Here is an 11893-nt window from a genome sequence, read left to right as displayed (position 1 = left end):
ATGCACCAAGCACTTGAACTGATCCACAAGGTTGTAAAACAATACCAGATTCAACATCTTTATGTTGCTTATAGTGGTGGCGTTGACTCAACTGCCTTGTTGCATTTGGTGACACAGCTAAAGCGTAATATCAATATTCATGCCATTCATATTCATCATGGCTTAAGCAAAAACGCTGATCACTGGCTTGAGGTTTGTCAAATAGAAGCAGCTCAATTAAGCATTCAATTTACTGCGCATCGACTTTCACCACCCACCAAACGCAATAATATTGAGCACTGGGCACGCACTGAACGCTATGCATTTTTTGAATCTGTGATGCAACAAACTCCTCATAGTTTATTACTTACCGCCCATCATATCGAAGATCAAGCAGAGACTTTTTTATTGCAAGCATTGCGCGGTAATGGCGTAAAAGGGCTTGCTGCCATCGCCAAAGAAAAACCTTTTGCTAATGGTTTGCTTCTTCGCCCTTTTTTAGATCTTAACAAAAGCGAACTTATTGCATATTGTCAACACCATCAGCTGACCTGGATTGAAGATGAAAGCAATCAATCCACTGACTTCAGGCGCAACGCCCTTCGCCACAATATCATGCCAAAACTACGTGAGATTCTGCCGCAAGCTGATGCCACACTAGCGCGCAGCGCTGAATTATGCTCTGAAGCTGATCGTTTAATACATGAGCTATTAGCCCCACATTTAGCAAAGATCACGACGGATAATCATCTTGATCTAATACAATTTACAACCTATTCATCACTACAGCAAAAGCAGCTATTAAAGATGTGGCTAACAGAACACAACCTTTACCCATCGCACGCGCAGTTATTACAAATTCATACTGGTGCACAGAATATGCAAAGCAATTGGCACTATACATTAGCTGAAAGTCATTTATCTATTGTTAACGGTTACTTACTTATTAAAACCAATACATCACCAACATTAGTAACCACTACTGACGTGGATATAGTGCAATGGCTTAATGAACAGCAACAAACAATATTTTCATTAGATAATTTAATGATTCGTCCGCGTCAAGCAGGAGATCGTTGCCGCCCTCTTTATCGCCATAAAAGCCAAAGCTTAAAAGTGATTTTCCAAGAGCAAGGTATTTCTGCCCAAGATCGTTCTCACGCACAAATTATTACCTTAACGACAGAACCTGATCACATTATCGCGGTATATCCTTTTTTTGTATGTCACTAAAAAGGTTAGCACATACGTCAATTCAAAAAACTTCTTTTACTTCAATCCTGTTAGCTTTTTTCACCCCCAATAAAAGCCTTTATCTTGCCTGTCTAAAGTTTTAAAATGCTCACAAAATGCAAAATGAGTTTAGGAGCGTTTTGATGCAAGCGATGCAACAAAAGGGAGATATTGCCGTTATTGGTCTTGCGGTAATGGGGCAAAATCTAATTTTAAATATGAATGATCATGGCTTTCATGTCGTTGCTTACAACCGTACCACGAGCAAAGTCGATGAGTTTTTGAATGGCAATGCCAAAGGAACCAACATTATTGGTGCCTACTCGATTGAAGATATGGTTTCCAAATTAAAAGTCCCACGCAAAATCATGCTAATGGTCAAAGCCGGTGACGTTGTCGATCAGTTTATCGATGCTTTAGTACCACATTTAGATAAAGGGGATATTATCATCGATGGTGGTAACTCCAATTTTACCGATAGCGAACGTCGCACGCATGCGCTTAAAGCGAAAGGCATATACTTTATTGGCACTGGAGTTTCAGGTGGCGAGGAAGGCGCGCGCTTCGGACCGTCAATGATGCCTGGTGGCATGCCTGAAGCATGGAATGCAGTCAAACCTATTTTCCAAGCGATTGCTGCTAAAACACCCACTGGTGAAGCATGCTGCGAGTGGGTCGGTAACGGTGGCGCTGGTCACTTTGTTAAAATGGTTCACAATGGTATCGAATATGGTGATATGCAGCTTATTTGTGAAGCCTATCAGTTTATGAAAGATCTGTTAGGTTTAGACAATGGACAATTAAGTGAAATCTTTGAGCGATGGAATAAAACCGAATTAGATAGTTATCTAATTGAAATTACTGCCAATATTCTGAAATTCAAAGATGCCGAAGGCTATGTTATTGATCGCATACTAGATACCGCCGGTCAAAAAGGCACAGGCAAATGGACAGGAATTAACGCACTTGATTTAGGTATCCCGTTAACATTGATTGCTGAGAGCGTGTTCGCGCGCTGCATCTCTGCACAAAAAGATATTCGTGTTGAAGCTGAAGCCATCTATGGCAAAAAATCATATGAAAAACTTAGCGTTTCCGATGAGTTATTGCATGATTTACAACAGTCGCTTTTATTTGCCAAAATCATCTCTTATGCCCAAGGCTATATGCTCATGCAAGAAGCATCTAAGCATTATCACTGGGATTTGAATTATGGTGATATTGCGCTGATGTGGCGCGAAGGTTGCATTATCCGCAGCGTATTTTTAGATAAGATCAAAACGGCATTTGACAATAATGCCCAACTGCAAAACTTACTGTTTGATGATTATTTTAAAGAGATTATCAGTAAAGCACTACCAAGCGTTCGACGCATTGTTGCCAAGGGCATTGAAGCTGGTGTTGCTATGCCTGCATTGACTTCAAGCCTAAGCTTCTTTGACGGTTTCACCACTGGACGCTTACCGGCAAATCTACTTCAAGCACAACGTGACTACTTTGGCGCTCACACCTATGAACGTTTGGATAAAGCACGCGGTGAGTTTTTCCACACCGATTGGATTGGTTCAAATAGTAACGTATCCTCCACGGGTTACAGTATCTAATAACAAGGATTTAAGTTTATGAAAAAAATATTATCATCTCTCACACTAGCTAGCATGATTGCTGCAAGCTCAGCTTATGCTGGACTTTATGTCGGTGCCCAAGGTGGCGTTAGTCACTCATCAAGTGAGTTAAATGCCGATAACAATATCACCACAGGTTTTCTTGTGGGTTATCAGTTTTCTGTTTTCCCGCTATTAAAACTTGGCGTTGAAACAGAGCTAAACTACCTCAACAGCACGGTTAAGCTTAATAATCAAACCGGTGATTTAATGACGATTCCGTTTTATGCGACGGCGAATCTTAGCCTACCACTGGGTTTAAACCTTACCGCCAAAGCAGGTTATGCTTATAACCGCATCTCAGGCGTTGATGAAAATGTATTTCCTAATACACTATGGCGTCCAGCTGTTGCCATTGGCATGGGCTATCAGATCTTAGGCTTTAATATCTTTTTCCAAAGTAGTCGCTACTTTTTATATAACCGCGGTGAGCAACCTTTTGCTGATGCGTATACCTTTGGTGTTAGTTACGAGTTCTAATCTGCTGATAGCAACTTGCAAATCGCTTTGTATCTATGCGACACTGCAACCTCTGAATTTGTAATCTAAAATCATGAGGGATATTATGCAAATTAATGCACTGACACAAAGCCCATTACAGAATGAAATCGTATTTGTTTTTGATAACGACAACAGCACAATCACCACCATTCAAACTGCACTGACGCAAGGACTTTTTAAAGCCAAAGTCGCAAATACCTATTTTAGCGTAGATAATGGCAAAAACTATCTTGCCGTTGGCTTAGGTGAAAAGGACAAATTAAATACCAACGCGCTAAGAAAAGCTGTTGGCGCTCTATACAAACAGTTAAAATCATTCAACATTGATCGTTTTGCTGTAGACACTAAATTGATTGGTGATAATCATATCCGCACATTTGTTGAAGCACTCATCAATGCTGCTTATATCTTTGATCAATTAAAGTCTGAGAAAGAAACCTTCAAACTAACACAAGTTGATATCGTTACCCAATCAGCTAGCGAAGTAGCCAATGAAATTCACATCGCACAAGCCGTGGCGCACGGGCAAAACTATGCCAAGGATCTAAAAAACTTCCCCGCAAATATCTGCACAACTGACTATTTATTAAATGAAGCTAAAAAGCTAATGGATAGTAGCGAGCATGGCACATTACATTATATTGGCGAAGATGAAATGCATAAACTTGGCATGGGTTGCATCACGGCTGTAGGACGTGGTTCTAGCATGCCAAGCTATATTGCTTGCATGGAATACCGTGCTAGTAGTAACAAAGATGACAAACCAATCGTGTTAGTTGGTAAAGGTTTAGTCTATGACACGGGTGGTTTATGCTTAAAACCATGGCAAAGCATGGGTAGCATGAAGATGGATATGGGTGGCGCTGCAGCTGTCTTTGGCACAATGAAGGCAATCGTTGAGCTTAAGCTACCAATTAATATCATTGGTGCTGTTGCCTTGGTTGAAAACTCTATTGATGGTGATTCTTATCGCCCAGGTGATGTCTTGACCAGCATGAAAGGCATTACGGTTGAGATCGGTAATACCGATGCCGAGGGTCGTTTGGCATTGTGTGATACGCTAACTTATATAGAGCGTTATGATCCTAAGGTTGTGATTGATATTGCGACTTTAACGGGTGCCATGGTCATCTCTCTTGGTGGCGACATTACAGGGCTATTTGGCAATAACGACGCCTTAGTTAATGATATCAAGCTTGCCGCTGAAGAAAGTCATGATCACGCATGGCATATGCCTTTACACCAGGCTTATCATGAACAGTTAAAAAGTGAGATTGCTGATGTTTACAATATCGGTGGTCCTGCGGCGGGGAGTATTACCGCTGCATTATTTTTATCAAAATTCACTGAAAAATACACTTGGGCACATCTAGATGTTGCGGGATCTGCAATGAAAGGCTTTGAAAAAGCCACTGCCACTGGACGCCCTGTACCGATGTTGACTCAATACATAATCAACCAAACAAAATAAGATAATATCCATATCAGCGCTCACTTTCATTGTTTAACCGTTGGCTGAGCTTAGTCGAAGCCATCACTATGTGATTGTTGGCTGAGCCTAGTCGAAACCATCATTGCAACTGTTGGCTGAGCGTAATCGAAGCCTTTCTTAGGGAAACACCCTTCGACTGCGCTCAGGGTACGGGAGCGCCATTTAAGCGCATATGCAAATATTATCAGGTATTTTTTGGATTCTCGGATCAAGTCCGAGAATGACCACAAATCGTCATATTCGGGTTCGACCCGAATATCCATTATTACCAAAAACTATTATTTAGATACTTATCTCCCCCCTATAAAAATGGAAAACTCTACTAAAAAGGTCTTAAAACCATGTATTAATGGAAACATTAAAACGCTTGGATAACGCTTTGATATGCTCGAGTGTTAATTCTCTTTCACCATTTAGAATCTTAGACACCAGTGACTGTGAACCAATCTCAGGCAAATCTTTCTGAGTTAAGCCATTTGCTTTTATCAAGTAGGCTAGGATATCTTTAGGATCAGCACTATTATCTGCAGCTAAATGCTTCTGTTCATAATAAGCGACTTGCTTAGCTAATGTTTTGGCAAAAGATTGGATCTCGACTGTTCTCTCACCAGTTGGTAAGCTCATGAGTTCGCGCAATAATTGCTTTGATGCCTCATATTGTTTCTTTGTTTTGTATGCCTCTAAATATGGCATTAATAAAACCCAAGATTTACTAATATCATTTATCGTTAGCATGCTTCTTTGCCTCTTTTTTGAGTATGCTTTGCTTTTTGTTATACTCTTCATGCGTCCATATATGGCGCACATCAATCACCGCAAAATCATAATCAACAATCGTTACCATGCGATAATTATGTCCTGCTACGTCAAAAATGGTAAAAACATGGTAAACATAATCTGCTGTTTTAAATGTTTCAGTCAGGTGTCTAAACCCACTGAAGTCATTAGTTTCTAAGATTTTAAGAAGCGGATCAAAACTTTTCTTAGCACGTGCATGCTTCTTACAAAACTTTACAATAAGCTCTTTGTTGATAACAATCATCGTTAACTTACTTAATAGCTATCTAATGAATTTGCTTCAGAAAACAAACTCATTAAATAGCTATCAAAGCTACGTGATAATGATTTCAATAGTTTTTGCTTTTCTTTAATTCGTTTTGCTTTATGCGTTTTTTCATGAAACCCTGCATTATAATTAAGCTTAGCAAGGCTCTTTGCTACCGGATTTATCTTGCCTTTTTTTAGCATTTTTTCACCCCTTGTTGTAAACCTTGCTTAATTATGACAAATTGTCATCAAAAACACCAGATGATTTTATGACTTTTTGTCATTTCCACATATCACAAATCAGTGACACAACCTTCAGAGGCAGAAGAAACTGTTTTAATATACTTCTTCAAAGCACCTTGTTTGGCTTTAAGCTCAGGGGCTCGCCAATTGGCGCGACGTGCGTTAAGCTCATCATCCGTTAGGTCAACATCAATGCGATTATTCACTGCATCAATCGTGATTTTGTCGCCATTTTGAATCAAAGCAAGATTACCACCTACTTGCGCTTCAGGCGCAATATGACCAACGATAAAACCATGTGAGCCACCTGAAAAACGACCATCGGTAATAAGCGCCACATCTTGTCCAAGCCCCGCGCCCATAATTAATGAGGTTGGCTTTAACATCTCTGGCATACCAGGACCTCCCTTTGGACCCTCATAGCGAATCACAATGACATCACCCTTTTTAACGCGACCTTCTTCAACAGCTGTTACTAATTCTTCCTCAGCATCAAATACGTTGGCAACGCCTGTAAAGATCTCACCCTCTTTGCCAGTAATCTTAGCAACTGAACCTTCAGTCGCGATATTACCAAAGAGCATTTGCAAATGCCCTGTTGCTTTTAAAGGGTTAGTCAATGGGCGAATAATATCATTATCTTTTGGTAGTTCTTTAACTTCCGCTAGATTTTCAGCCAATGTTTTTCCTGTTACGGTCATGCAATCGCCATGCAATAATCCTTCTTTTAATAACATTTTCATCACAGCAGGTGTGCCACCAATCGCATGTAAATCTGCCATAACGTACTTCCCACTTGGTTTAAAGTCCGCTAATAATGGGACTTTATCGCTGATACGTTGGAAATCTGCCAAGGTTAATTTAACACCTACCGAGTGTGCAATAGCAATTAAATGCAGCACTGCATTGGTTGAGCCACCCATGGCGGTAATCACCACCATCGCATTTTCAAAGGCGTGTTTGGTCATGATATCGCGCGGTTTAATATCCAATGCCAATAAATTTTCAATAACACTACCGGCTTTGTCACATTCTTGAATCTTCTTCACATCAGTTGCAGGCGTTGATGAACTAAATGGTAAACTCATCCCCATTGCTTCAATCGCGCATGCCATGGTATTTGCGGTATACATACCACCACAAGCACCAGCGCCAGGACATGCTTTTTTAATCGTCTCAACGCGCTCTTCTTCACTAATACTGCCTGCTAGACACGCACCATAGCTTTGGAAAGCTGTGACAATATCCACCGGTTTACCGCGCACGACACCGGCCTGAATCGTACCACCATAGATTACAAAACCAGGTCGATTGAGCCTTCCTAATGCCATCATGCATCCAGGCATATTCTTATCGCAACCTGGAATAGCGACTAAACCATCATACCAGTGTGCAGACATCACCGTTTCAATAGAGTCAGCGATTAAATCACGCGATTGCAACGAGTAACTCATACCATCCGTACCCATTGAAATGCCGTCACTGACACCAATGGTATTAAAGCGCATACCAACAAGATCAGCTTTGGTGACACTGTGTTTTACATATTGCGCTAGTTGGTTTAAATGCATATTACAGGTATTACCCTCATACCAAACACTGGCAATACCAACTTGCGCTTTTTTCATATCTGCTTCATGCATTCCGGTACCATAAAGCATCGCTTGAGAGGCACCTTGAGTTTTATCTTGGGTTAATATTTGGCTATAACGATTTAATTTTTGATTGGTCATTATGATTATATTCCTTTGTTTTTATACTGGATGCGCAATATTGTACGCATCAATAAATGCTTCAACAGATGCCTGAATAATATCAGGTGAAACTGCTTTGCCAACCGAGTTTTGGCTACCTTTGATTAACTTCATTTCAACATACACTACCGCATCAGCGCCTTGTCCACGAATCTGTACCTTATAATCAGTTAATTGATATTGAATCTCACTAGGGCACGCCTTGCATAAAGCTTGGATAATGGCATCAACGGGACCCACGCCTTTATTTGAGGCATAATAAAGCTGACCATTAAGCTCAACCGTGACTTCAGCCTCAGCAATTTTATCTTGCCCTGTGGTTACCTTAAATGACACAACTTTTAAAATATCACTACGTGTAATATCGACCATCTCCATCGCATCTTGCACGATGTCTTGTAAATCTGAAATATGGATTGCACGCCCTTTTGCTAAAAAGCGCTCAATGCAACTTTGCACCTTGGCAATCAAATCATCATTATAATTAGCACCAAATAAATTCTCTAACGCCTCTTTGGTTTGAGTAGGATTTGGCATGTCCCTAAACAGCACTTGATCTTTTTCAACAAATACCATCGTTTTATTATCAAAGAAATTACTGTCATACAGTTTGTCAAAATCTTTTTCATTTGGATAAATAATCGGTGGTTGAATCGCTGATTTTAGTACTACTGACGGATCTTTTAAGCCTTCACCTGATAACACACAAACAACGCGTTGCCCTGGTTTAATAAGTCCTTGCTCTTTCTTCTTAAACAAATGTGCAACCGTTGCCGCTGACGCACTTTCGACAAATAATCCCTCTTGTGTGGATAGATAATATTGTGCTTTTAGCATATCAGTATCACTGACCGCTGACGCTTCACCGCCGGTTTGATAAATCGCATCAATCGCTTTGTCACCATCAATTGGGAAAGGTACCGCAATCGCTGTGGCAATCGTATCAGCACGCTCTAATGGTTCAAGGTGTTTCGCTTTTTTATCAAACGCATTTACCAAAGAGCAAGCACCGGTTGATTGCACACCAACTAAACGTGGTATCTTATGAATAAGTCCCAAGTCTTTATACTCAGCAAAGCCCTTGGCATAAGCCGTAATATTCGTACCACAACCCACCGGGATAATCACTTCATCGGGCACTTGAAACAATAGCTGATCAATCACTTCAAAGGCACCGGTTTTCTGCCCTTCAACCCGAAAAGCATAGTCTCCCGCCAGGAAAAATTTGCGTGATTTAGCAATTTTATAGGCAAGATTCGCTGCATCGTTATAGCTACCTTTGACCTGAATGATTTTGCCACCAAATGAGATGACTTGCGCAAGCTTCGACATCGACACCCCTTCAGGCACGACGATAAAGCAGGGCATTTTAGCCGCTGCTGCATAGCATGAGCATGACGCCGCCATATTACCTGTTGAGGCTAAGATTACTCCTTTGGCACCTAACTCTTTGGCAATGCTAATATCCACCGCAGAGCCACGATCTTTAAACGAACCTGTTGGGTTTTTACCCTCAACTTTGAAGTATAAATCAATCCCCAACTCCTTGCCCAATACTTTGCTTTTGACAAGCGGTGTTGCACTTTCACGTAATGACACAAAATTAGCGGGTTCTTGAATCGGCATCAAGGGTAAGTACTTGGAAAGACAAGGTGCGGCAGAAACAAAATAATCTAAATTAATCTTCCGTCGAATGTGCTCAATATCCATTTGCACTTCCCACGGTGAGGTCTCACCAGCAAAAACAAAATCATCAGTTGTCACCACATCTTTGGTGTTAAAATCTAGCAGTTGATACATGAACATTTCCTTTAGGCGACTTTCAGTGATTCTTTGTTTGTAGCTTCTTCGGTAGTAATTGGCATGCTATTTGAAATCTGAATATCGATCACTTCAATCACTTTGGCAAGTTGTCTTACGACTTTTTGGATTTTTTCATCGTTAGAATGCAGAACCAAACTAAAATGCGAAACCCCTTTATTGGCAGTTTCAAAAACATTCATCTGCTCGATATTGATTCTATGGCGTGAAAAGATCGATGAAATGCGCTGTAAAACGGATAAAGCATTTTCTGTCGTCATTGAGATAAAGTAAATTTTCTGTTGCATGATCTTACCCTCCTACGGATAGTTGTGTATCACTGATTGAAGCACCTGCTGGCACCATCGGGAAAACATTTTCTTGCTGCTCCACCACCACTTCTAAAAAGAATGATTGTGGCGAATCCAACATCTCTTGAATACTTGCCTCTAAATCCGCGCGATCAACGACGCGCTTGCCAAAAATGCCATAGGCTTCAGCGACTTTGACAAAATCAGGCGATGATATATTAGTATATGCATAACGCTCTTCAAAAAAGAGCTCTTGCCACTGTCTTACCATACCAAGATAACCATTATTAAGAACGATCATCTTAAGATTAATCCCCTCTTGATTAAGTACAGCAAGCTCTTGGATATTCATCTGAAAACCACCGTCTCCGGCAATGGCAATAACTTGTTTTTGATCTTTAACACCAAGCTTAGCACCGATGGCTGCAGGCAGCGCAAAACCCATTGTCCCCAAGCCACCTGAGGTAATATGACTATTGCTATTTTTAAACTGATAATAGCGTGCAGCAATCATCTGGTGTTGTCCAACATCACTGACGATAATCGCTTCCCCTTTCGTCTTTTCAGATAAAAGAGCAACGACTTCTGCCATTTTTAGTTCACCCACAGCAGGTTTTGTTTCATTCTTGATAACAACATCATATTCTTTGGCATGATGCTCAACAAACATCTGGTGCCAATCATCATGTTTATTCTGACAAACGTACGGTAAAAGTGCGGTTAACGCCTCTTTAGCATCGGCATGAATCGCAACATCGGCTTTAACGTTTTTATCAATCTCTGCCATATCAATTTCAATATGAATTACCTTAGCATGTGGCAAGTAACTTTTAAGATCCCCCGTAACCCGATCATCAAAGCGCATGCCCACCGCGACAACAACATCGGCACCATTGCATAAGATATTAGCCGCATAATTGCCATGCATGCCTAACATACCTTTATATAATGGATGCTCGACAGGGAAAGAGGATAGACCCAATAAGGTACTAACTACCGGCATATCTGCTTTTTCTGCCACCTTGATAAATGCTTCTTCAGCACCAGAAATCATCACGCCATGACCTGCAATCATAATCGGTTTTTTTGCCAAATTAATCAGCTGTGACGCCTTGTGTACACTATCCATATTGATCATTGGCTTTCTAAGCCATTTCGGTTTAGTGGTGCTTTTCTTTGCTGTTTGATGCGCACTGATATATTCCATCATTCCTACTTGTGCGTCTTTGGTGATATCGATGAGTACAGGACCTGGGCGACCATTTTGAGCAATTTCAAACGCTTTTTTGAAAATAGCAGGAATTTCATTTGGATCGGTGATTTGATAATTCCATTTAGTCGCAGTAATGGTCATGCCGATAATATCTGCTTCTTGAAAAGCATCCGATCCCAATAAACTGCTAAATACTTGTCCTGTGATGCAAACTACTGGAATAGAGTCAATAAGGGCGTCAGCTATACCGGTGATAAGGTTTGTCGCACCAGGTCCTGAGGTGGCAATAGCAACACCAACACCACTGGTTGCGCGCGCAAAACCAACCGCACCATGAATAGCGGCCTGCTCATGACGCACCAACACATGGTGAAGCGTATCTTTGGCATCATACAAGGCATCATAGGTTGGCATAATCGCGCCCCCTGGATAGCCGAAAACAGTACGAGCCCCTTCTTCTATTAGTGCTTTAACAATTGCTTGTGCGCCAGTTATTTGCATACTTACTCCCTACTGTCTCTATTTCAATTTATTCACATATTCTTTCTCTAACACTACAAAACGCATAATAAACAAAAAGCAAAAAAAAACCCGCATCCTCCTTTGGTTGGAAGATGCGGGTTTCCTAATCTTGGCTTTTCTTAGCTACAGCCGCG

Annotated in this window: 11 protein-coding genes and 1 pseudogene; 4 read left to right on the top strand and 8 right to left on the bottom strand. The window is 40.9% G+C overall.

The window, feature by feature from the left end:
* The 4 genes from tilS (at position 1) to DNJ75_RS08300 (ending at position 4848) form a co-directional block, all read left to right on the top strand.
* Positions 1-1212 (top strand): tRNA lysidine(34) synthetase TilS, encoded by a 1212-nt coding sequence (gene tilS / locus DNJ75_RS08315; RefSeq protein ID WP_117002992.1) that lies wholly within the window; start codon positions 1-3, stop codon positions 1210-1212.
* A gap of 143 nt (positions 1213-1355) precedes the next feature.
* Complete coding sequence (gnd, locus tag DNJ75_RS08310) at positions 1356-2816, top strand: decarboxylating NADP(+)-dependent phosphogluconate dehydrogenase (RefSeq protein WP_206609102.1); 1461 nt, start codon at positions 1356-1358, stop codon at positions 2814-2816.
* Positions 2817-2834: 18 nt separating this feature from the next.
* Positions 2835-3356 carry an outer membrane beta-barrel protein gene (locus tag DNJ75_RS08305; protein WP_117002990.1) on the top strand — a complete coding sequence of 174 codons (522 nt, stop codon included), beginning with the start codon at positions 2835-2837 and terminating at the stop codon, positions 3354-3356.
* A gap of 85 nt (positions 3357-3441) precedes the next feature.
* Positions 3442-4848: a leucyl aminopeptidase gene (locus tag DNJ75_RS08300; protein WP_117002989.1), complete on the top strand. Its 1407-nt coding sequence runs from the start codon at positions 3442-3444 to the stop codon at positions 4846-4848.
* A gap of 354 nt (positions 4849-5202) precedes the next feature.
* Here DNJ75_RS08300 and DNJ75_RS15725 read toward each other — a convergent pair whose 3' ends face one another.
* The 8 genes and pseudogenes from DNJ75_RS15725 to ilvB form a co-directional block, all read right to left on the bottom strand.
* On the bottom strand, positions 5203-5604 hold the full coding sequence (locus DNJ75_RS15725; RefSeq protein ID WP_150468945.1) for a helix-turn-helix domain-containing protein: 402 nt from the start codon (positions 5602-5604) through the stop codon (positions 5203-5205).
* Complete coding sequence (locus DNJ75_RS08290) at positions 5588-5911, bottom strand: type II toxin-antitoxin system HigB family toxin (protein WP_117002987.1); 324 nt, start codon at positions 5909-5911, stop codon at positions 5588-5590. Before DNJ75_RS08290 ends, DNJ75_RS15725 begins: the two co-directional genes overlap by 17 nt.
* An 11-nt stretch (positions 5912-5922) precedes the next feature.
* Positions 5923-6117 (bottom strand): hypothetical protein, encoded by a 195-nt coding sequence (locus DNJ75_RS08285; protein ID WP_117002986.1) that lies wholly within the window; start codon positions 6115-6117, stop codon positions 5923-5925.
* 92 nt (positions 6118-6209) lie between these two features.
* Entirely contained in the window at positions 6210-7892 is a 1683-nt protein-coding gene (gene ilvD, locus DNJ75_RS08280) for a dihydroxy-acid dehydratase (protein WP_117002985.1), read from the bottom strand.
* A 21-nt stretch (positions 7893-7913) separates the two neighbouring features.
* Complete coding sequence (locus DNJ75_RS15790) at positions 7914-8450, bottom strand: alpha-isopropylmalate synthase regulatory domain-containing protein (RefSeq protein ID WP_308420252.1); 537 nt, start codon at positions 8448-8450, stop codon at positions 7914-7916.
* Between the two features lie 198 nt (positions 8451-8648).
* Positions 8649-9539 (bottom strand): annotated as a pseudogene (gene thrC / locus DNJ75_RS15785) (threonine synthase); the annotation flags it as partial.
* 185 nt (positions 9540-9724) lie between these two features.
* Positions 9725-10021, bottom strand: a complete 297-nt coding sequence (locus DNJ75_RS08270) for an acetolactate synthase small subunit (RefSeq protein WP_117002983.1) — start codon at positions 10019-10021, stop codon at positions 9725-9727.
* A gap of 4 nt (positions 10022-10025) precedes the next feature.
* Positions 10026-11738 carry a biosynthetic-type acetolactate synthase large subunit gene (gene ilvB, locus DNJ75_RS08265; protein ID WP_117002982.1) on the bottom strand — a complete coding sequence of 571 codons (1713 nt, stop codon included), beginning with the start codon at positions 11736-11738 and terminating at the stop codon, positions 10026-10028.
* Positions 11739-11893 lie beyond the last annotated feature (155 nt).

The organism is Cysteiniphilum litorale, from assembly GCF_003428165.1.
Classification (GTDB): domain Bacteria; phylum Pseudomonadota; class Gammaproteobacteria; order Francisellales; family Francisellaceae; genus Caedibacter; species Caedibacter litoralis.
Note: the sequence above shows the minus strand (reverse complement) of the source record. Positions and strands in the feature narration are given on the sequence as shown.

What these genes read in the sequence shown, in the direction of transcription:
- tilS (WP_117002992.1), top strand. Translation starts at nt 1, where the DNA reads ATGCACCAAGCACTTGAACTGATCCACAAGGTTGTAAAACAATACCAG.
- gnd (WP_206609102.1), top strand. Translation starts at nt 1,356, where the DNA reads ATGCAAGCGATGCAACAAAAGGGAGATATTGCCGTTATTGGTCTTGCG.
- DNJ75_RS08305 (WP_117002990.1), top strand. Translation starts at nt 2,835, where the DNA reads ATGAAAAAAATATTATCATCTCTCACACTAGCTAGCATGATTGCTGCA.
- DNJ75_RS08300 (WP_117002989.1), top strand. Translation starts at nt 3,442, where the DNA reads ATGCAAATTAATGCACTGACACAAAGCCCATTACAGAATGAAATCGTA.
- DNJ75_RS15725 (WP_150468945.1), bottom strand. Translation starts at nt 5,604, where the DNA reads ATGCTAACGATAAATGATATTAGTAAATCTTGGGTTTTATTAATGCCA.
- DNJ75_RS08290 (WP_117002987.1), bottom strand. Translation starts at nt 5,911, where the DNA reads ATGATTGTTATCAACAAAGAGCTTATTGTAAAGTTTTGTAAGAAGCAT.
- DNJ75_RS08285 (WP_117002986.1), bottom strand. Translation starts at nt 6,117, where the DNA reads ATGCTAAAAAAAGGCAAGATAAATCCGGTAGCAAAGAGCCTTGCTAAG.
- ilvD (WP_117002985.1), bottom strand. Translation starts at nt 7,892, where the DNA reads ATGACCAATCAAAAATTAAATCGTTATAGCCAAATATTAACCCAAGAT.
- DNJ75_RS15790 (WP_308420252.1), bottom strand. Translation starts at nt 8,450, where the DNA reads ATGCCAAATCCTACTCAAACCAAAGAGGCGTTAGAGAATTTATTTGGT.
- DNJ75_RS08270 (WP_117002983.1), bottom strand. Translation starts at nt 10,021, where the DNA reads ATGCAACAGAAAATTTACTTTATCTCAATGACGACAGAAAATGCTTTA.
- ilvB (WP_117002982.1), bottom strand. Translation starts at nt 11,738, where the DNA reads ATGCAAATAACTGGCGCACAAGCAATTGTTAAAGCACTAATAGAAGAA.